At 60.1% G+C, this 20847-nt stretch carries 20 protein-coding genes; 8 read left to right on the forward strand and 12 right to left on the reverse strand.

Annotated elements, in window-relative coordinates:
* Positions 1-69: 69 nt before the first annotated feature.
* The 8 genes from MKI86_RS17365 to MKI86_RS17400 all read right to left on the reverse strand — a co-directional run bounded on the left by MKI86_RS17365 (position 70) and on the right by MKI86_RS17400 (position 10479).
* Positions 70-2220 carry a TonB-dependent siderophore receptor gene (locus MKI86_RS17365; RefSeq protein WP_241603214.1) on the reverse strand — a complete coding sequence of 717 codons (2151 nt, stop codon included), beginning with the start codon at positions 2218-2220 and terminating at the stop codon, positions 70-72.
* 164 nt (positions 2221-2384) lie between these two features.
* Positions 2385-3269, reverse strand: a complete 885-nt coding sequence (locus MKI86_RS17370; RefSeq protein WP_241603707.1) for a helix-turn-helix domain-containing protein — start codon at positions 3267-3269, stop codon at positions 2385-2387.
* Positions 3270-4980: 1711 nt separating this feature from the next.
* Positions 4981-5481 carry a heme-degrading domain-containing protein gene (locus tag MKI86_RS17375; protein ID WP_241603217.1) on the reverse strand — a complete coding sequence of 167 codons (501 nt, stop codon included), beginning with the start codon at positions 5479-5481 and terminating at the stop codon, positions 4981-4983.
* 99 nt (positions 5482-5580) lie between these two features.
* Positions 5581-5928, reverse strand: coding sequence for a DUF6074 family protein (locus MKI86_RS17380; RefSeq protein WP_241603220.1), 348 nt, complete (start codon positions 5926-5928; stop codon positions 5581-5583).
* A gap of 38 nt (positions 5929-5966) precedes the next feature.
* Positions 5967-7247: a plasmid replication protein RepC gene (repC, locus tag MKI86_RS17385; protein ID WP_241603223.1), complete on the reverse strand. Its 1281-nt coding sequence runs from the start codon at positions 7245-7247 to the stop codon at positions 5967-5969.
* Between the two features lie 156 nt (positions 7248-7403).
* Positions 7404-8429 (reverse strand): plasmid partitioning protein RepB, encoded by a 1026-nt coding sequence (repB, locus tag MKI86_RS17390; RefSeq protein ID WP_241603226.1) that lies wholly within the window; start codon positions 8427-8429, stop codon positions 7404-7406.
* Between the two features lie 2 nt (positions 8430-8431).
* Positions 8432-9640 carry a plasmid partitioning protein RepA gene (repA, locus tag MKI86_RS17395; RefSeq protein ID WP_241603230.1) on the reverse strand — a complete coding sequence of 403 codons (1209 nt, stop codon included), beginning with the start codon at positions 9638-9640 and terminating at the stop codon, positions 8432-8434.
* A gap of 278 nt (positions 9641-9918) precedes the next feature.
* A complete protein-coding gene (locus MKI86_RS17400; protein ID WP_370880001.1) occupies positions 9919-10479 on the reverse strand; it encodes a DUF2585 domain-containing protein in 561 nt (186 codons plus the stop codon).
* A gap of 109 nt (positions 10480-10588) precedes the next feature.
* Between MKI86_RS17400 and MKI86_RS17405 the strand changes: the two genes are divergently transcribed.
* The 3 genes from MKI86_RS17405 (at position 10589) to MKI86_RS17415 (ending at position 12309) form a co-directional block, all read left to right on the forward strand.
* The gene (locus tag MKI86_RS17405; RefSeq protein ID WP_241603233.1) at positions 10589-11605 is read left to right on the forward strand and encodes a fumarylacetoacetate hydrolase family protein; all 1017 of its coding nucleotides are present in this window, start codon (positions 10589-10591) and stop codon (positions 11603-11605) included.
* A 69-nt stretch (positions 11606-11674) separates the two neighbouring features.
* Positions 11675-11914 carry a type II toxin-antitoxin system VapB family antitoxin gene (locus MKI86_RS17410; RefSeq protein WP_241603236.1) on the forward strand — a complete coding sequence of 80 codons (240 nt, stop codon included), beginning with the start codon at positions 11675-11677 and terminating at the stop codon, positions 11912-11914.
* Positions 11914-12309, forward strand: coding sequence for a type II toxin-antitoxin system VapC family toxin (locus tag MKI86_RS17415; protein ID WP_241603240.1), 396 nt, complete (start codon positions 11914-11916; stop codon positions 12307-12309). Before MKI86_RS17410 ends, MKI86_RS17415 begins: the two co-directional genes overlap by 1 nt.
* Positions 12310-12343: 34 nt before the next feature.
* Here MKI86_RS17415 and MKI86_RS17420 read toward each other — a convergent pair whose 3' ends face one another.
* Both MKI86_RS17420 and MKI86_RS17425 read right to left on the reverse strand, forming a co-directional pair.
* Positions 12344-13825, reverse strand: a complete 1482-nt coding sequence (locus MKI86_RS17420) for an NAD-dependent succinate-semialdehyde dehydrogenase (RefSeq protein WP_241603250.1) — start codon at positions 13823-13825, stop codon at positions 12344-12346.
* Positions 13826-13915: 90 nt separating this feature from the next.
* Entirely contained in the window at positions 13916-15190 is a 1275-nt protein-coding gene (locus MKI86_RS17425; protein ID WP_241603252.1) for a 4-aminobutyrate--2-oxoglutarate transaminase, read from the reverse strand.
* A gap of 188 nt (positions 15191-15378) precedes the next feature.
* On the opposite strand from MKI86_RS17425, the gene MKI86_RS17430 reads away from it, so the two are divergent.
* On the forward strand, positions 15379-16194 hold the full coding sequence (locus tag MKI86_RS17430) for a MerR family transcriptional regulator (RefSeq protein ID WP_241603254.1): 816 nt from the start codon (positions 15379-15381) through the stop codon (positions 16192-16194).
* Positions 16195-16196: 2 nt separating this feature from the next.
* On the opposite strand, the gene MKI86_RS17435 is transcribed toward MKI86_RS17430, so the two are convergent.
* A complete protein-coding gene (locus MKI86_RS17435) occupies positions 16197-16505 on the reverse strand; it encodes a ribbon-helix-helix domain-containing protein (protein ID WP_241603257.1) in 309 nt (102 codons plus the stop codon).
* A gap of 212 nt (positions 16506-16717) precedes the next feature.
* Here MKI86_RS17435 and MKI86_RS17440 point away from each other — a divergent pair, with 212 nt between their 5' ends.
* The 4 genes from MKI86_RS17440 to MKI86_RS17455 all read left to right on the forward strand — a co-directional run bounded on the left by MKI86_RS17440 (position 16718) and on the right by MKI86_RS17455 (position 19844).
* A complete protein-coding gene (locus tag MKI86_RS17440) occupies positions 16718-17113 on the forward strand; it encodes a VOC family protein (protein ID WP_241603273.1) in 396 nt (131 codons plus the stop codon).
* Positions 17114-17170: 57 nt separating this feature from the next.
* A complete protein-coding gene (locus MKI86_RS17445; protein WP_241603275.1) occupies positions 17171-17701 on the forward strand; it encodes a gluconate 2-dehydrogenase subunit 3 family protein in 531 nt (176 codons plus the stop codon).
* Between the two features lie 78 nt (positions 17702-17779).
* Entirely contained in the window at positions 17780-19351 is a 1572-nt protein-coding gene (locus tag MKI86_RS17450; RefSeq protein ID WP_241603278.1) for a GMC family oxidoreductase, read from the forward strand.
* A gap of 112 nt (positions 19352-19463) precedes the next feature.
* Positions 19464-19844 (forward strand): c-type cytochrome, encoded by a 381-nt coding sequence (locus tag MKI86_RS17455; RefSeq protein WP_241603281.1) that lies wholly within the window; start codon positions 19464-19466, stop codon positions 19842-19844.
* Positions 19845-19850: 6 nt separating this feature from the next.
* Here the strand turns inward: MKI86_RS17455 and MKI86_RS17460 are convergent, their stop codons facing one another.
* Positions 19851-20753, reverse strand: coding sequence for a DMT family transporter (locus tag MKI86_RS17460; RefSeq protein WP_241603285.1), 903 nt, complete (start codon positions 20751-20753; stop codon positions 19851-19853).
* Between the last annotated feature and the right edge of the window lie 94 nt (positions 20754-20847).

A 20847-nucleotide genomic window follows, 5' to 3' on the forward strand; every position in this document is an offset into this window, starting at 1 on the left:
GGCCCGGCGATAAAATCGCCGGGCCATTTATCGCAACCCTGCTGCTGGGGCAGGGGCTACCCCACTATACTACCAGCTCGTGCTCGCCTTCAGCATGAAGGTCCGCCCCGCGCCGTAGCCGCACAAGGCAAGCCCCTGGCAACTCGAGACATACTCTTTATCGAAGAGATTGGACACATTCAGTGCAACACTCCAGTTGTCACGTTTGTATCGGATAGCCGCGTCGAAGACTGTGGCATCCTTCACTTTAAGAGTATTGGCGCGGTCCGCCCAGCTTTCTCCGAGATAGCGCACACCCGCGCTGAGGCTAAGTCCTTCAAATTGCTCACTTTGAACAGCATAGTCCAGCCACAGCGAAGCGGTAAGGTCTGGAACCTGAATCGGCGTTGTGCCAGCATTCGCGAAGTCGTAGCTCGGGCCGTATGCACGAGCAACCTCAGCATCGAGATAAGCAACCCCACCGATAACCGTCAGCCCGTTACTGACATTGGCCTGCGCCGAGATCTCAATACCCTTCATGCGAACTTCCCCGATCGTTTCGGTCAAAGGCGGTGCAGTCGAGACTTGGGTCGGTACGTTCTGGCGCGTGATGTCGAAGTAGGCGAGGGTGAAAAGACCATCGAACGAGGTAGGTTCATACTTGATACCTGCCTCCCACTGCTCTGCTTTCTCAGGCGCAAGAAGCGCTCCCTGTCCGTTGTCGCTGGTGAGCGGACTGAACGAGGTCGAATAACTCACATATGGCGTAATGCCATTCGCAAAGTCATAGGCGAGGGCGGCCCTGCCAGTAAACTCGCTGTCGGAACGTTCTATGTCAGGCGTATCGAGCTTCGTGGAAACAAAGTCATAGCGACCGTTCAGCGTCACCAGCCAGCCTTCGCCAAAGCGAACCTGGTCCTGCGCATAGATACCGAACTGGTTGAGTGTCGTTTCACTTCCCGGCGTCAGCGTTGGCGGACCGTATACCCCGCCATAGACCGGGCTTAGGATGTCGATCGACGGTACCGCTGCGTCATAGAATGTCGACGCGCCGTGCTGATACCACCGGTAATCCGCGCCCAGGAGCAGTGTGTGCTCCACCGCACCAGTTTCGAACTTGCCCTCTACCTGGTTGTCGAAGGTAAAAGTATTTGCGCGTGTGTCATGCGCCCAGCGATAACGCTGCAGTGTCGTGCCGGTAAAGACACCGTTGCTGTACAGGCCATCTTCCTGCAGTGACACCGTGCCATAACGAAGGTTTTGGCGCACTGTCCAGTCGTTATCGAATGTGTGTTCGAATTCGTAACCGATCATCGCCTGTGTTCGGTCATACTGCTCGACGTCTTTATCACCATAGAAGAAGTCACGCGGTATCGTGTAGCCGGCGGCATTTGGAACTGCAGTTCCTTCATAAGGCAGGAAGCCGGTGCTGGTATGAACCAAATCGGTGCGCGAGAGTGAGGCGAGTACCGTCAGGCTTGTCGACTCGTCTGGCTGCCACTTGAAGCTTGGCGCGACCGTCCCGCGAAAATCGCTGGAATGGTCTGTCTGCCAGCCGCCACCCGATAGTTTGGCGTTCACGCGATAGGAAAGGACGTCGTTCAACGCATCACCAAGGTCTGCCGCAACGTAGCCGTTACCGAAGCTGTTGACGCCCGTTTCCAGATACCTGTGGCGTTCACCGGGACGCTTGCTAACGTAGTTTATGAAACCGCCCGGGTTGCCGCCGCCATACAACGCAGATGACGGTCCTTTAACAACTTCAATACGCTCAAGGAAGAACGGGTCCATCAGGAAGGTCGCAAAGCCCGTCTGGTAGAAGGACAAACCATCCAGAAACACGCCGGTCTGATCCGCCTGGAACCCGCGGATGAAGATCCAGTCAGTGTCAGAGTCCGTACCATATGTTGACGGGTTTACACCCGGCACGTAGCGAAGCGCCTCGTCGATCTTTTGCGGGCTCTGCATCTCCATCTGATTGCGGCCCACAACCGAAACGGACTGGGGAATATCCCTTAGTTCACTCGCTGTTTTGCTGCCCGTGCGCGATGTCTTCGCGACAACGCCCTTGACGGGCTCGATACCGATATCCACGTTCTGTGCGCCTTGTTCGACCCGTACTTCCTCAAGCTGGGTCGCACGATCTTGAGCGGATGCGCTCCACGCGGTGGCCATGGCGGAAACGGCGGTCCCGCAGATGAGAGCCAATCTCATTTTCTGTTGATTTTTCAACGTGATCATCCCTACACACCCAGGCAGTTCCGCCTCCAGCCACTGGGGCAGGGCGAACGGCAATAAGATGAGTAATTAACTCAGTTTTAACACGTGGGATTGTCACATTCCGCGAAAATTGAACGTTTTTGGACTATTTTCAGAAGCCGGTGTGCGGCGCGCAGCGCAATCTTTCAGCGTATGTATGCCTTGCGCCAATGGGCGGGTGTGGTGCCGAAATTCTTGCGGAAGACCCGCGTGAAATGCGCCTGATCGGAGAAGCCGGTTTCGACAGCAATATCGGTGAGCGATAAATTCGCGCGCAAAATCAATGCCTTGGCCCGACGAAGCCTTGCATTGACCTGCCACTGATGCGGCGCCATTCCGGTGGAGGCCTTGAAGGCGTGGCTGAAATGCGACTGGGAAAGTCCCACAAGTCCCGCCAGTTCTTCCAGCCGAATATTGCGCAAGCAGTTTTCTTCAATAAAGTCGGTCGCGCGGCGCAGTTGCCAGCCGGCAAGCTTGCTGCGTTTACGGCCCTGCACCTTTGCCAATTTCATGACATCAATGAGCAGGGCAAGGGAAAGACCGTCGCCGTAGAGATCATGCAAGGGGAGGGGATTGCTGCATTCGGCGGCGATCAGATGCGCCAAGGCCAGAAGTCGACTGTCTGAGAAGAACAATTGCGGCGTCGCAAGGCGGTCGGCGTCAAGATCTTCAGCGAGCCGCCGGCGGATCGTCTCGACATCGAAATGCAGATCGAGGTGCCGCATGAAACGATGGTCGGAGAGTTCGGCCCAGAGTTCGAAATCCGCGGGGATATAGGCGATTGGCTGCATCCCCCAATCCGTTACCGTTTCCGTGCCGCGAGAAGACAGCCGCATCCGCGACGATCCGGGTCCCTGCTTGTCCAGGAGCACGAAAATGCGGGGATCACGTCCGACATAATAACCGCCGGCATTTGGTGCACATTCCACGTTCCAGACATCGGCCACGATTCCGTTCCAATGCCGCCGGCTCAGATCGCCCACGACGGAAAAGCCCTCGATTCTGTTTTCCATGCGTGGTTGGAAGGTCATTGTGCCGTCCAAATATACCTTCTGATCTTTATCAAGTTTTCTACAGCCAAATGACTTTCTGCGCAACATGATCGATGGCGAGTAAGCTAAGCCCATCACATCCGGCATGGCGGCATTCTTGAGCCTGCAGATAGCATAGGGAGCCCGAACGGTTTACGGTGGTAAACACCCGATGCTTTGATGCAACTCTCTCTCATCGCAGCGAACCTGATGGTGGGTGAGGGGATCTGATAATAACGACGCCCACAGAAAAGATACGGGTCAAGGCTCAATGAAACCGTTAGCCATTACTTACCATAATCTCGAACGGCTACCCAGCGTTCGGCGCCCGTAGTGAGGTTCTAGAAGCTGACACGGATATGACCAATGAACTTTCAAGCGACCACAATGCCGGGACCAAAGATGATGCTGTGGTTGAGCATCCGATCTAGCTCTTTCGCTCAAAGCTCTTGAAGACACCGTTTTTTGAAAACCGCTATCGCGAAACACACCTCGAAAATCTGTAATGCCATGCTTGGGACTTGGGCAGTAGATGGCACCCGTTGCTCGAACATGAGACCACAGGTGAGACCCAAAACCGCTTCGGCAACGATAAGCTGAGCGGAAAGAGCGAATAGCAGACGGCGGGTAGAAATGACACAGCAGAACGTTGCAATCCACGAACCCGCGCCCGCTCGCGACCGCCCATCCAAGGAAAGGCGAGATCCCAGAAACGGGAGCCGTTTCTGTAAGCTCGAACGATGCGAAGAAGAGCAGACATTAGCCGCCAACCGCCCGGTCGATGCCTTGCAGTCGGTCCACTGTAGTCCATCCGGCACATTGAATGCGCGCATGACGGCCGAATTACAACTCCGTAGACGACCCAAGATGACCAGCGCGGCGGAGCCGGCAAGACCGGCACAAGAAATGGTCACGACATTGACGATCCACTACCCCCGCCACAACCCTCACCCGTAGCAGAGCGAGAGCCGACCATGGCGCAAATAGATTCCCGATATTGGCGATGATCGTCAGAAACACTCGCATCGTGCCAACGACAACAGGCAGAACGGCAGTAGCGCTAAACATTACGGCAAAGACCGTGCTGAAAAAATATCCGGCATATCCCACGCCCCTGGAAGGAGACCAATCAGGCGACGTGAAGGGATCATTCCGATAGGCCGGAAGCGGGGATGATCATCAACAACAAGCAGACCCGGCGGAAGATTGCGTAACGCGAGATGGTCGAGTCCCATGGCAGAAGCGGCGCAACCGCGCGCGGAGCGACAAAGGTTAGCTGCAGAGAAGGCGGAGGTGATGAGCCGCGATGATACCCGGTAGAATGGCGGTCTCGTTCTTCAAGAGATCATGTGACGTCGCAGCAGGATTTAATATGGAAGGTTAACGGTTCTCTGTGTAGTCAGAGTGCGCTGTTCAAGGCAAAATCATTTAAAGTCTTTTAAACGGCCGGGGCCTATCGAGCGCGACAAGATCACTGTTGATGATCCATTTCTGGTGGTTCACTCGATCGAGCAGATGGATGACGTCCTTGAAGCGCTCTCTGAACATGCTGTTCCCAGCACGGTCCTTATCAAGGGAACATCCGTCAAACGGCGCTTGCCGCCTTGGTAACAGCTCTCGTCCTGTTCTGCGGAGCTACTTGCCCAGGACGAAGACAGCATTTTACAATATCGTCAGCAAAAGACATTTCGCCTCAATGGGGGGAGGGGTCTTACTCCGGTAGACGGCTGTCGCCGAGATCGATGATGAGGAAACTCGCAATGGCATCCGTGACGATGGCGTGGTCGATGCGCTCCGGCACGCCTGAAACGGTGATCGCGCCAACGCAGCCGAGATCCGCGACGAAAAGCGGAACACTGCCGCCGTGTACGGAAAAATCGGCAAAGGCAAGATTTCGCGCTTCCACCTGATCTCGACCCGAAAGCGCAAGCCGGCGGCCGACGAGATAGGAGGCGCTCCAAAGGCGCAGAACTGTGTTGCGCTTGCGTCGTATCCATTCGCCGTTATCGGTGGTGGTCCCGGGCAGTGCACAATGAAACAGCGGTCGATCCCGAAGGGAAATATCGATCGCGACACCCGCGCCGCGTGCGGTGGCCACGTCGCGGATGCGGTTGCCGAGCGCCCAGGCATCGTCAGCACTGAAGCGGCTGAAACGCAGCAGGCGTTCCTGCTCCTCGAGCCGGCGGATATCTTCCGCGATCGCTTCTGTCATATCCATCCTCCGGCATTTCCCCCGCCCGTTACTAGCCCGCCTTTTGGGTAAAGGGAAGGGGAGGGGGCTCGCATCGCACCCAATGCCGAACGGTCTGCCTCAGTCCTGTTCGGCTTCATGCTGGCGAAGAAGTTCGCGCTGCACTTCATCCTGAAAAGCCAGAACTGCGGACCGGGCCTGGCTTTCGCTTGATCCAAATTTCAAGAGGTCGTCGGCAAGTTCGCGGCAAACCTTCAGCCAGTAGCGGCGCGCATCTTCGCCATGCAGCCCGCCGAGTTCTCCCGCACATTGACGGACATGCGCCGTCCGACGTGCGGCCGGAAACGGCACGACCGGGCCGGTTTCTATATCGGTGGAACGGCGACGTGGCTGGACCGAGGCAGGTGAAGGCATTGATTCGGATTTCCCTATTGCTCCACCCATCATTAGGAAGTCCATGGTTAACATGCGGTTTCCAAACACAAATCCGCTGTGCCGCAATCATGCTAGCCAGCCCGTTTTGCTGGGTTGCCATTCGCCCGGGCCAAGGCCATCAGCATCGGCCCGAGGGTGAATTCTCCCCGTTGTGCGCGACGGGTCAGGTCGCGAAGATAGCCGCCGGCCGAGTTGATATGGCCGGAGCGCTCGAGAATGCAGGCAATCACGGTCGCGGCGTTTTCAGGGCCGAGGATCTCGCAAGCGTTCTCGTACGCTGAAGGGCTCACAGCCAGCATGGAGCGCACCACCACGGCCGCCGTCATGAAGTCCCGCCAGCTGGTAATCGTTCCGCCAGGACCAAACGGAATGATCTCGGGGCAGGCTTGCAGAACCAGGGCAAGAGGGTAGGGCTTCTGCGGATCAGCGGGTACGATGGTTCGTTGCGCCCGCCGGCGCTCAAGTTCATCCTCCCGTATACCATCCAATCCAGCTGCACCTAACGTTTGGGTTTCGGCATTGCCGCCCTGCTTCGTGTCGAAGCGAGGTTCAGAGTCAGAGATGGATTCGGGTTTTGAATTCTGTTTGTGCCGCTCAGTTTGGCCGCCACTGCCAGCCGTATTATGCGAAAAAATGTTATCTTCCAGCGCCTTGAGGATTGCAGTCCTCAGTTTTTCGAGTTCAGTCAGGATCGGCATGAGGATTTCCGGCGTCGCGACCCTCGGCAACGTGAGGATATGCATGCGATATTCCGCTTCAAACCCCATCCAGTCGCCGGAAATGCCGTCTTCCAAGGCCGTTTCGATAAGTTTTACGATGTCCCTGCGCACGAGCGTGACGCGTTCGCGCAGTTTCTGCAGCAACAACCGTTCGGCCGTTACCGCTGCGGCCATTGTCTCTATCTCCCCTGCCCTAGCGAGGAGGGGGGCGAGCGAGAAGCCGTACGCCTCGCCGATGTCCCCTTGCCGGTCACGGCGCACGTAGCGTTTGCCATTCGGGCTGTCACGCCGGGCAAGAAGGCCGACCTCCACCAGGGCGGCTAGGTGACGGCGCAACGTCGTTTCCGCCATTCCATGGGTGCGAAGCGATAGCTGCGCATTGGATGGGAAGACGACAAGGGTTTCGCCGGCGGCGAGTTCGTTCTTTGGATAGAAGCTCATCAGCGCGTTCAGAACCGAAAGGGCACGGTCGCTAATGCCGAGTTTCGGTCTCGCTTCGCAGAGCCAGCGGTAAAGCTGCCACTTGTCGACGCTCGCATCGGCTGCCATCGTCTGGGTGCGTGCTTGGTTTACCAACATGCCAAGCGTCATCGGCCGCCGCCCGAAAGGCGTCGTTATGCCATCCATCTCCATGTCTCTTCACCTTTCATCAGGCAAAAGAGACCCCATCACTGAAACCAGTGCCGAAAAGGCTTGACTGTGATTCGGGGAAGTGCGATTCTCAGGCTGCTAAACGATGAGAAGGGCTTCCGCGACGGTAACGTTGAGGGGGCCTTTTTCTTTTGCGGATCAATCTCCTGATTTCGATTTATTTTCAGCATGATACGCCTCATAGAGGCGATCCAGATTGCGGGTGAGGTAGGCGCCGAAGCCGGCCGCCTCCGCCGCTTTCAAAGAAATCGTATATTGGCGGCCGCTGGCCTTGATGTTCGCCTGAATACCTTTGCGCTCCCAGTTGGCCGGACCCGTCTTCTTGGCTGGCGCCAACACTGGCGCCTTCGAGAGATGAGCGTTGACAAGGTTGAAGCGCTCCTCAGGCGGACGCGCCACGACGCGATCGCGCGAGAGAAACTCGACGGCCCGATCTTCGTTGGCCGGTTCGTCGAAGCGGGTCGCCAGTTCGTGCCAGCGGTCGCGGCCGATGGAAAGCGCCGGACCGATACCCGCGCGCACTGCCTTGGGAATCCGGTTCACGACAGAAAGCATCTTTGAGACGGTTGTTTTGTCGGCGCTCAACGCCGCCATAATCGTCTCGCGATCGAAGCCGCGCGCCTCCAATTCGCCCGCGAACGTTGCGCGCTCAAGGAAGGATAGATCGGCACGCGCACTGTTTTCCTGCCCTTGCGCGATGACGTGATCGCGGTCAGTCAACGTCCGCACCACCGCACGAACGGGGCGGCCGAGTAGGCGGGCCGCCTTGGCACGGCGATGACCAAAGGCGATTTGATAAATCCCGTTCTTGCTCGGATGCGGCCGCACGAGAATGGGCGAATCCTGGCCGCGCACCCGCATCGCCTCCACCAGTTCCTGGAACTGCTGGTCGGAATGCGCAAGACGATCGGAGATGAAGGATTCCTCGATCTGGTCCGCCTCGAGCTCGATCACCACGTCGCCAGCCGTTAGTTTGGCCTCGATTTCCTTGGCTGCGTCCGCCTTGGCCGCGAGGGCGTCGATGCTGCGCGTCACCGCGCCGAGTGCGCCGATGCCCTTATAGGTAACATGCTGGCGTTGGTCTTCCTGAGGGGCCGGGTTTACCGGCGTCAACTTCGCGTCGGACGACGCCATCAGACTGGAAAGAACGTTCTTGCGGGCCATGCTCAGCGCCCCCATGCTTTATGAATGAGTTCAACGATTTCGGCATTGACCGCTTCCATGGATTCAAGCGCGCGGTCGTAAGTCGTGCGGGTGAACTGGCTGCGGTCAACTTCGTAAAGGGTCTGATTGGTCAGCGCGGCATCGGCGATCGCAACACTTCGCACCATCGAGCTCGTCAGCACGTGCTGCTTGAACAGAGAGCGCATGAACGCGACCATCTGCGTCTGCGGCCCATCCGCCGGATCATATCGTGTGACAAGGTAGCGCAGCCAGTCGAGATTCATGTCGCCGCCGGCGCTTTTCAGCGTGTTCAGCACTTCTCCCAGCATTTGCAGGAACTGGCACATGGACATGACGTCCAGCATCTGCGGATGCACGGTGATCAGCACGGCCGTTGCACCGCAGATCGCACTCATGGTGAGGAAACCAAGCTGCGGCGGGCAGTCAATCACGACGACGTCGTAATCATCGGCGACCGAGGACAGCGCCTCGTCGAGCCGGGCAAAGAAGATACGGCCGTAATCGCCACTGTTGCCCTGCGCGAGAATGCGCGGTGTATCGTGCTCGAACTCCATGAGCTCAAGATTACCCGGCACGATATCGAGGCCCGGGAAATTCGTCTTGCGGATGATTTCCTTCAGCGGCCTGCGCTGGTCGTCGTAACGGATTGCGCCGTAAAGCGTCTCGTTCTCGTTGACGTCGAATTCCGGCTGGAAACCATGAACCGCCGACAGGCTCGCCTGAGGGTCGAGGTCGACGGCGAGCACGCGATGCCCTGTCAGGGCTAGATGCTGGGCAAGATGCGCCGTCGTGGTCGTTTTGCCGGAGCCGCCCTTGAAGTTGACGACCGCGATGACCTGAAGGTGCTCACCGCGGCGCCTGCGGGGAATATACCGCTGGCCACGGCTGTTCTGCTCGAGATATTGGCGCATCTCCTGCAGCTGCTCGGCCGTATAGGATCGGCGGCCGGACGGCGTCACCTGGGGCAGGGGGCCCTTGGATTCCAGCGAGAGATTGCGCAGATAACCACTCGTCACGCCAAGGAAATGCGCGGCCTCGCTCAACTGAAACCGGCGCAGGGTCTTCTGCGCAACGGGCGGGAACATTTCCAGCCGGTGCTGCTTCAGCTTGTCGGACAGCTCATGTGCTTGGCCGATGATCAGCTGATCGACCTCGGAAATTGCCTGTCCCAATGTTGCAGCCATATTCATATTGAGAATCTCAAGATGCGATTTCAAACCCATTTAATGGTTTAAAACGCATTTAGAACTGATTCTGACGGATGGGCAAGCCAATAGTGGCGAACACACGGCGCGAAATAGCGCAGTATTGCCAATAATTTGCACCATAGCCTATTGACCGCGACGTGCATACGAAGGCCGTGCGATTCGATTGGCGAAAACGTCGAATAAAAGGCGGTCGCCGTCCGGGTCACGTCTCGACGTAACCCCTTCCCTACCGCCGCGCGAGAATCATACCGACTGACGTCTCAGCCGCCCTGCCACGCCTTCACCGCGTCGAGGGGCCAGACCAGCATCAGCACGTTCAGCGCCAGCCCATCACGGATGAGCCACGTCGTCATCGCCTCGAAGACGATGATGATGGAAATGCTTGCCCAGACCGGCAGGCGAGAAGCGAGAAAGAAGCCAACCACCATGGCGAGGATGTCGGCGCTCGAATTGATCACGCTGTCGCCGAAGTAATCCAGCGCTATCGTCGCCTCGCGATAGCGGTTGATCACCATGTCGGTGTTTTCGACGATCTCCCACGCGCATTCGAGAATGAGGGCAAGCGTCAGGCGCACATTGATGCTAGCCTTACGCAGGATGAGGGTGAACAAACCGAAGAACAGGATGCCATGGATGATGTGGCTCGGCGTGTACCAGTCGGTCAGATGCTGCGAGTTCTCCGACGAGACCACGACGCCGTGCCACAATTTGACATATCCGCACTTGCAGATGAGCGGCTGCCCCATCGTATAAAGAATGGCGGCCGTCGCGGCGACGAAGGCTGCGACGATCAACAGGGAGTTTCGGACCGTGGGGTTCAAACGGAATGTCCTTGCAGAGACGGTGCGCCGGGGAGGGCGCCGGAAGGTTTATGCGGCCGGTAGATGACACGATCGCAGGGCAGGAAACAAGACTGGGAGAGAGAGACATATGAAACTGGCGACATTGAAAAGTTCCACCCGTGACGGCCGCCTCGTGGTCGTTTCGCGTGACCTGACGCGCTGCTCGGAAGTGGGGCATATCGCCTGCACCCTGCAGGATGCTCTCGATGACTGGGAACACACCGCACCGCGGCTGGCACGGGTCGCAGAGGGACTGGAAACCGGCTCACAACCCATCATGCGTTTTCACGAGCACGATGCCGCCTCGCCACTGCCGCGCGCCTATCAATGGGCAGACGGTTCGGCTTATCTCCACCACGTCGAACTCATGTACAAGGCGCGCAACGCCGAACTGCCCGACAGCGCGTACACGGATCCCCGGCTGTACCAGGGCGGCTCGGACAGTTTCCTGGGCTCGCGCGATCCAATCTTCGCAGCCGACGAGAGCTGGGGGATCGACATGGAGGGTGAGGTCGCCGTCATCGTCGATGATGTGCCGATGGGCGCGAGCGTGGGGGAGGCGGGGTCTGCCATCCGGTTGATCATGCTCGCCAACGATGTCTCTCTGCGCGGCCTCATGCCGTCCGAACTCGCCAAGGGGCTGGGCTTCTTCCAGTCGAAGCCGTCCTCCTCTTTCTCCCCCGTCGCCGTCACGCCGGATGAATTGGGCACGGCCTGGGATGGCCGCAAACTCCACCTGCCGCTTCTGGTTTCGCTCAACGGCAGCCCCTTCGGCAAGGCCAATGCCGGCATCGATATGGTGTTCGACTTCGCTCAGCTCGTTGCGCACGCCGCAAAGACCCGCCCGATAGTCGCCGGCTCCATCATCGGCTCCGGCACCGTATCGAACAAATTCGATGATGGCCCCGGCAAGCCGATAGCCGATGGCGGTGCGGGCTATTCCTGCCTTGCGGAACCGCGCACCATCGAGACCATCACGACCGGCTCGGCGAAGACGCCGTTCCTCAAATTCGGCGACGTCGTGCGCATCGAGATGAAAGACGAGGCCGGTCATTCCATCTTCGGCGCCATCGAACAGACTGTGACGCGCTACGAAAGAGACTGAGCCGCGCACGCCGATCTTTCAACGACGACAATGGCATGGTATATCCCTCCACAGAAGAAAGGATATACCATGCCGCTCTATGTCAAGGACCGGGAAGTCGATCGTCTCGCTCAACGCCTCTCGGCGCTGCGCAAGATCAGCAAGACGGAAGCGGTGCGGCAGGCGCTGGCGCATGAGCTGCAGCGGCTCGAGCAGGAGCCCTCCCTAGTCGACAAGGCACTTGAATTGACCCGTGCGCTGAACCGGAAATATGCTCCCGTTGGTCCCGAAGCCGACAAGGCGTTCATCGATAGCCTGTATGAGGACTGATGTTCATCGATGCCTCCGCCATCGTCGCGATGATGACGAGCGAGAACGACGCTCGATCTCTCAGCCGACGGATCGCGGCCACTGATCGTCGTTTGACATCACCCATGGCGATCTGGGAGGCCGCCATCGCCTATGCCCGCGTAACGGGCCTCGAGCCAAAGGCGGCGCTGGGTGAGGTCGAGACCTATCTCCGGATGCTTCAAATCGAGACGCTCGCCGTCGATGCCGCTATCACAACTTTAGCCGTCGAGGCGTTCCAGCGTTTCGGCAAGGGCCGCCATCCGGCGGCGCTGAACTTCGGCGACTGCTTCGCCTATGCCTGCGCCCGCCAGCACGGCATTCCCCTGCTCTATAAAGGCGACGATTTCGCCCGCACCGACATCGATACGGCATGAAGGCCGCCCGCGTCATGCGGGCGACCTTCATTCATCAGGCGAGTTCGCCGATGCAGACATATTTCATTTCCAGGTAGTCTTCGGCGCCATGGGCCGAGCCTTCGCGACCGAGGCCGGATTGCTTGATGCCGCCGAAGGGCGCGGCTTCAGAGGAAATGAGGCCGGTATTGACGCCCACCATGCCGTATTCCAGCGCTTCGGCCACCTTCCAGACCTTCTTGAGATCGCCGGCATAGAAATAGGCGGCAAGACCGAACTCGGTGTCGTTGGCCTGTTCGATGACGTCCTCGACTGTGTCGAAGCGGAAGAGCGGCGCGAGCGGGCCGAACGTCTCTTCCCGCGCCACCGTCATGCCACGGGCGACGCCCTTCAAGACGGTCGGCTCGAAGAAGGTGCCCTTGCCCGCCACGCGCTTGCCGCCGGAAACGACCGTCGCGCCCTTGGAAACAGCGTCGGCAATATGTGCCTCGACCTTTTCGATGGCGGCTTCCTCGATCAGCGGACCGACCGTCGTGCCCTTTTCGAAACCGTCGCCGACGGAAAGTTCGGCGACCTTCTTCGCGAGCTTGTCCGCAAAGGCGTCATAGACGTTCGACTGCACATAGAGACGATTGGCGCAAACGCAGGTCTGCCCGGCATTGCGGTACTTGGACGCCATGGCGCCTTCGACAGCGGCGTCGAGGTCCGCGTCATCGAAAACGATGAAGGGCGCATTGCCGCCAAGCTCCAGGCTCATCTTCTTGATCTGATCCGCGCACTGCCGCATCAGGATGCGCCCCACTTCCGTCGATCCCGTGAAGGAAATCTTGCGGACCTTCGGGTTATAGCAAAGCTCCTTGCCGATTGCCGGACCGTCCGTTCCGAGGACGATGTTGAACACACCGGCGGGAATTCCGGCCCTTTCGGCCAGAACGGCAAGCGCGATGGCCGACAGCGGCGTCAGTTCGGCGGGCTTGGAAACGACCGTGCAGCCGACGGCCAGCGCCGGCGCCACCTTGCGGGCGATCATCGCGGCCGGGAAGTTCCACGGCGTGATCGTCCCGACCACGCCGACCGGCTGCTTGATGACCATCATGCGCTTGTCGGCGCTGGCGGCGGGGATCGTCTCGCCGTTGATGCGCTTGGCCTCTTCCGCATACCATTCGACATAGGACGCGGCGTAGATGATTTCGCCCTTGGCTTCGGCCAGCGGCTTGCCCATTTCGGCGGTCAGAATGGCAGCAAGCTCGTCGGCATGGGCGATCATCAGATCAAACCACTTGCGCAGGAGAATGCTGCGCTCCTTTGCCGGGCGCGCGGCCCAGGCGGGCTGAACCCGGTAGGCGGCGTCGATTGCCGTCTTCGTTTCGGCCGCGCCCATTTCCGGCAAGGTTGCCAGTTTCTCGCCGGTCGCCGGGTTGAGCACGTCGAAGGTGCCGGCGGCACTGTCCCTGATCCATTTGCCGTCCACATAGCCGGCGTCGCGCAGCAGGTCGCCCGACGTGAAGTGCCGGGTCAGAGCGTCATAGAAAGCCATTGTCGTTCCTTTCGGGCAGCAAAAGCCGTTCACCCGGAGCGTCTGCTCCGGGTGCCGCCTGCAATTATGTGTCGTGTCTGGCGGGTCCGCTTAGCCGCGGGCTTCGATCATCGCCGCTTCGAGAATGTCGAGACCTTCGGCAAACACCTCGTCCTGAATCGTGATCGGCGCGAGGAAGCGGATGACGTTGCCATGCACGCCGCAGGTCAGCAGGATCAGGCCCTTTTCAAGCGCCTTCAGACGAACCTTGTTGGCGAATTCCGCACTCGGCTGCTTCGTCGCGACGTCGTTGAATTCGACGGCGTTCATGAAGCCCGGGCCACGGATGTCGACGATCTCCGGAACCTTGTCGCGCAAGGATGCAAGACGCTGCTTGAGCCGTGCACCGAGGTTTTCTGCGCGGTTGCACAGGTCCTCGTCCTTGATGACGTCGAGAACGGCATGGGCCGCTGCAACGCCGATCGGGCTGCCGGCATAGGTGCCGCCAAGACCGCCCGGGCCGGGCGCGTCCATGATCTCGGCGCGGCCGGTCACGGCCCCGATCGGGAAGCCGCCACCAAGGCCCTTGGCCATGGTCACGAGGTCAGCCGTGACGCCGAAATGCTCCATGGCGAACAGCTTGCCGGTACGAGCAAAGCCCGTCTGAACTTCGTCGGCGATCAGCAGGATGCCGTGCTTGTCGCAGATTTCGCGGATCGCCTTCATGAAGTTGACCGGGACCGGATAGAAGCCGCCTTCGCCCTGCACAGGCTCGATGATGATCGCGGCGACGCGGTTCGGGTCCACATCGGCGGCAAAGAGCTTCTTCAGCACATCCAGCGATTGTTCGACGCTCGTGCCGTGCATCTCGACCGGGAACGGCGCATGGTAGATGTCGGCCGGCATCGCACCGAACCCGACCTTGTAGGGAACGACCTTGCCGGTCAGCGCCATGCCCATAAAGGTGCGGCCATGGAAGGCACCGGAAAACGCGATGACAGCCTGGCGGCCGGTGGCAGCGCGGGCGATCTTCACGGCATTCTCGACGGCTTCAGCACCGGTCGTGACGAAGATGGTCTTCTTCTCGAAGTCGCCTGGAGTGATGGCGTTCAGACGCTCGGCGAGTTCCACATAGTTTTCATAGGGCACGACCTGGTGGCAGGTATGCGTGAAGCGGTCGAGCTGCTTCTTGACGGCCTCGATGACACGCGGATGGCGATGTCCGGTGTTGACGACGGCGATGCCGGCGGCAAAATCGATATAGCGATTGCCTTCCTTGTCCCAGATTTCCGCATTCTCCGCACGGTCGGCGTAGATCTGCGTGGTCATGCCCACGCCGCGCGAGATGGCGGCGTTCTTGCGGTCGGTCAGCGGGGAGGCGGTCATGGCGCTATCCTGAATCTGGAGGCTTCGATTAATAACTTGCATTTTTTCTGCAAGCTCCGAGTGGAATTCCTACATTTTTTCTGCAAGAATGCAACTGGCATTCTACGCGGGAAATGCGACTGATTTTCAGGCCGTCTGCCGCATGGGTGTGTATAAGCGAAGCGTACACAGAATCAGGGATTGGCGCGATGGGTTCCCCGGAACCGGTGCACTACAAGGTGACGGAGGCGGCACGCCTTGCAGGTGTCTCGGCCTCGACGCTCAGGCTATGGGAGACGCAGGGTCTCGTCGTGCCCGGCCGTTCGGACACCGGTCACCGGCAGTACAGCGCCGACGACGTTAATCGTCTCAAGCGCATCGCCTGGTATCGCACCGAGCGCGGTCTCAACCCGGCCGCCATCCGCGAGGCGCTGGAGGCCGAAGACCCCGGCACGGAAACACAGGCGTCCGACGGAGAATCGCCGCAGGGCGTCGGCCGCAAGTTCCGCAGCTTGCGCCATGCGGAAGGCAAGACGCTGGAGCAGGTAGCCGGCGATATCGGCATCTCGACCTCCGTCCTCTCCACCTTCGAACGCACTTCGCAGGGCGTGACCTTCCGCGTGCTGCACGATCTCTCCGACTATTACGGCACGACCGTTTCCAAGCTTTCTGGCGAGGAAGAGACCGACAATCGCGCGCTGGTGCGCTCGGGCGAATGGAAGTTGTGGCCGGAGACATCGCCGGGCGTGACCGTGCAGGTGCTGGCCGATGGCCGCAACATGATGGATTGCCACCGTTTCGTGCTGGCGCCCGGCGCCACCTCTGATGGCGCCTACCAGCACGACGGCGAGGAATTTGTCCATGTGCTGGCCGGGCGCGTCGAGATCGTCCTCGACGGCCACGAATTCCACGACCTTGGACCCGGCGACAGCCTCTATTTCGAGAGCACCCGCCGCCACGCCTGGCACAACAGCCATGACGGCGAGACGGTGCTGATCTGGATCAACACGCCGCCGACCTTCTGACGCTACTCGGCCGCAACGATGTGGAAGGCGCGCGGTTCGGCCTCCCTGGCAGCGCCGCCCATCAGGTAGATGAGACAGCTCGTGCGCAGCAGCGACGCGAAGTTCGACACCGTGCCGTTGCGCTCCAGCGCCTCGTCATAGAGCGTCGAGAGGAAGCGCGACGTCGACATACCCTGACCGCTGGCGATCTCGTCGATCAACACCCAGAAGGCCGCCTCGAGCTGGATGCTCGTCGAATGTCCACCGATGCGCACCGAGCGGTTGACGGGCCGATAGCGTTGCGGATCCTGACCCGCGAAAACCTCACACATTGGCATATCCTCCAGTCTTGTTTTTATGCCAGCGATTATGCGGTGGCGCCTGTATTTGGTCAAATCATCCCGTCGGGTGCGAACCGATAAAAAATCCTTCCCCGTATACTCCAGAAATGAAAATCCATGTGCGGTAACGGGCTGCTACCCGCGATCCCGATTCCGGACGCACACTTCCCTCACAAGCGAACTGCAAGCGGGGGAAACCAAGCGTGGCAAAGACGATACACTCCATGATCCGGGTTCTGGACGAAGACCGGTCCGTGGATTTTTACAACAAAGCCTTCGGGCTCGAAATCGCCCAACGGCTCGACTTCGAGACCTTCACGCTCGTCTATATGAGCAACGCCGAAAGCGAATTCGAACTCGAGCTGACGATCAACAAGGGGCGTAGCGAAGCCTACAATCTCGGCGATGGCTATGGCCATCTCGCCGTGTCGGTGTCCGATCTCGACAGCGAACATGCTCGCATCTCCGCGCTCGGCTTCACCACCGGCAAGATCGTCGAATTCAATCGGGACGGCGGCCTGCTTGCCCGCTTCTTCTTCGTCACCGATCCGGATGGCTACAAGATCGAGGTTCTGCAGCGGCGCGGCCGCTACAAGTAAAGAGGCCGGCGGCCCGGGGGAGGCCACCAGCCATGAATGCAACGGGAGGAACGTGACATGACGACCATCTACGAGCAGCGCCCCGGCATTTCCCGGCGCGAGCTTTTAAAGCGCGGCACGATCGGCGCCGCACTCATCATCGCCGGCAACGCCGTCATCAGCCCCGATCGGGCCTGGGGCATGGAAACGACGGCGCTCAAGCCGGAAACCATGGCGACGCTGATCAAGCTCGCCCGCGATATCTATCCGCACGATGCAATCGCGGATCGGTTCTATGCCATTGCCGTGAAGGGTCACGAGACCAAGGCCGGCACCGACGAGGCACACAAGAAGCTGATCGAGGACGGCATCGCCGATCTCGACAAGCGCGCCGGCGCGAACGGCTATCGCGGCCTCGGCTGGGAGGATGACCGCGTCGCGATCCTGCGCGACATCGAAACGACACCGTTCTTCCAGGCGGTGCGCGGCGATCTCGTCGTCTCCTTCTACAACCAGAAGGAACTCTGGCCGCATTTCGGCTACGAAGGCGAGTCCTACTCGAAGGGCGGTTACATCGCCCGCGGTTTCGACGACATCGAATGGCTTTGACAACGGTCTGAGGGCTCGCGCCGGAGGAGGCGCGTCCCCGCGGCGCAACGCCGACCGTTCCCGTTTCAGGAGGAAACCATGGCAGCTCCTTACGATCTCAACGACGACAGCGTGGTCGTCATCATCGGTTCCGGCGCCGGCGGCGGCACGCTCGGCAACGAACTGGCGCAGAAGGGCATCGACGTCGTCGTGCTCGAATCGGGCGCACGCCACGAATACGAGGACTTCATCAACGACGAGTGGGACAGTTTTGCCCAGCTCGCCTGGCTCGATCACCGCACGACAGGCGGCGGCTGGCGTGTGGCGAAGGACTTTCCGAACCTGCCGGCCTGGATCGTCAAGGCGGTCGGCGGCACCACCACCCACTGGGCGGGCGCCTCGCTGCGCTTCCAGGAACACGAGTTCAAGACGCTTAGCCATTACGGCAAGGTCGAAGGCGCCAACCTGCTCGACTGGCCGATCACGCTCGCCGAACTGGAGCCTTACTACGCCAAGGCCGAAGACAAGATGGGCGTCACCCGCACCAACGGCATCGAGGGCCTGCCGGGCAACAACAACTTCAAGATCCTCAAGGCCGGCGCCGACAAGCTCGGCTACAAGGAATGTCACACCGGCAACATGGCGATCAACTCCGCCGATCGCGACGACCGCATGAGCTGTCAGCAGACCGGCTTTTGCTTCCAAGGCTGCAAATGGGGCGCCAAGTGGTCGACGCTCTATACGGAAATCCCCAAGGGCGAGGCCACCGGCAAGCTGGAGGTGCGGCCGCAGTCGCATGTTGTGAAGATCGAGCATGACGCAAGCGGCAAGGTCAACGCCGTGGTCTATGCCGACAAGGACGGCAAGCTGCACAGCCAGAAGGCCCGCATCGTCGCCGTCGCCGGCAACTCCATCGAAAGCCCGCGCCTGCTGCTCAACTCGGCCTCGGCCAAATTCCCGGATGGCCTTGCCAATTCGTCCGGTCAGGTCGGCAAGAATTATATGCGCCATACGACGGGCTCGGTCTATGCCGTGTTCGAAAAGCCCGTGCACATGTATCGCGGTACCACCATGGCCGGCATCATCAGAGACGAAGCGAAACACGATCCGTCGCGTGGTTTCGTCGGCGGCTACGAGCTGGAAACGCTCTCCCTCGGCGTGCCCTTCATGGCCGCCTTCCTCGATCCCGGCGGCTGGGGCCGCACCTTCGCCTCGGCTATGGACAGCTACGCCAACATGGCCGGGCTCTGGATCGTCGGCGAGGACATGCCGCAGGAACAGAATGCCGTGAAGCTGCACGGGGAACTGAAGGACCAGTACGGTATGCCGATCCCGGACGTCTGGTTCACGGACCACGCCAACGACGTCGCCATGCGCAACCATGCCTACCAGCAGGGACAGGCGCTCTATGAAGCCGTCGGCGCGACCCGTAGCTTCCCCACGCCGCCCTATCCGTCCACGCACAATCTCGGCACCAACCGCATGAGCGAGAAGGCAAGCGATGGCGTGGTCAACAAATGGGGGCAGACGCACGACATCAAGAACCTGTTCGTGTCTGACGGCAGCCAGTTCACGACGGGTGGCGCGGAGAACCCCACACTCACCATCGTCTCGCTTGCGATCCGCCAGGCCGATTACATCGCCAAGGAAATGGCCGCCGGCTCGATCTGATATCTCTGGCGATCCTCCCCGGCCGCTTTCGGGCGGCCGGTGATCGCGTGCGGTCGGGAGACCGCGCCAACTCCGGCCGGCTCACGCCGGCCGCCTTTTCGATGGAACACCAATGAAGACCCTTGCCGCACTGATTGTTCTTGCTTTTTCCACTACCGCGCTGGCAGCCGAAGGCTCCGCCGAAGCGGGCAAGACCGTCTTCAAGAAATGCACCGCCTGTCACAATATCGAACAGGCGGTAAACAAGGTTGGCCCGCATCTCGATGGCATCGTCGGCCGCCAGGCGGCAGCACTTGCCGACTACACCAACTATTCCGATGCGATGAAGGAACAGGGCGCCAACGGATTGATATGGGACGAGGCGACGCTCGCCACTTATCTTGCCGGCCCGAAGAAGATGATCCCGAAGACGCGCATGGCGTTTTCCGGTCTCAAGTCCGAGCAGGACATTGCAGACGTCATCGCCTATCTGAAATCGGTCAAGGCGCAGTAAGCCCGGTCAGCCGCCGCGCCGCTTCAGCTGCAATTCGCGGAAGAAGATGAAGAGGCCGGACGCGACGATGAAGCCAGCGCCGATGAGCATGGCCGGGCGCGGCGCATCGCCGAAGAACAGCCAGCCGAACAGCACCGCCCAGATCAGAAGCGTATATTGAAGCGGCACCACGGTCGCGGCATCGCCAAGCTTCAGCGAGCGGTTGACGAGCATATGCGCGGCCATCGCCACGATGCCAAGCAGGCTCAGCAGGCCGAAGTCGACCGCGCTGACCGGCGCCCAGCCGCCGGGGTCGGCAAGACACCAGATGCCGGCGAACAGAGCCGCCCCGGAGACTTGCCAGAAGACCAGCGTTGTGTCGGGCGTGGCGCGCAGCGACCGGCTGAACACCATGGCAAGCCCGAAGGCAAGGCTGCCTGCTAGCGCAATCAGGGCCGGCAGCGTGAAGCTGTCCTTGGAGGGCGACAAAGCTATGATTACGCCTGCAAAACCGACGAGAATAGCCGACCAGCGGCGCCAGCCCACATTCTCGCCCAGCATGAGCGGCGAAAGGGCCGCCACATAAATCGGCGCGGCAAGCCAGTACGTCATAGCGTCCGCGAGCGGCATGTAAGCCACCGCGAAATAGAAAGCCGATGCCTCGAAGGCGAAAAGCCCCGAGCGAAGCAGATGCAGCTTCGGCTGCTCGACCTCGACAAGCCGGCGCCAGCCGACCCGCCAGAAGAACGGCGCCAGCACCACGATCGCTGCCAGACTGCGGATCAGCATCAGCTGCCCGACCGAATAAGTGGAAACCAGCCACTTTCCGAGCACGTCGTTCAGTGAAAACATCACCATGCCGAGAAGCATCAACAGCACGCCGAGGCGGGCGGAGCCGGAAGCAGGCGTGGCGGCAGCGGTGTCGGTCATGTCGGCAACTCTGATGGCGGTTGACGCGCTGTGACACATTCGGCGCCGTCGATCCAACGACTATTTTTGATAGCTGCATAAGTCAGTCTATCCC

The sequence above is a fragment of the Shinella sedimenti genome (assembly GCF_022601905.1).
Lineage (GTDB): Bacteria > Pseudomonadota > Alphaproteobacteria > Rhizobiales > Rhizobiaceae > Shinella > Shinella sedimenti.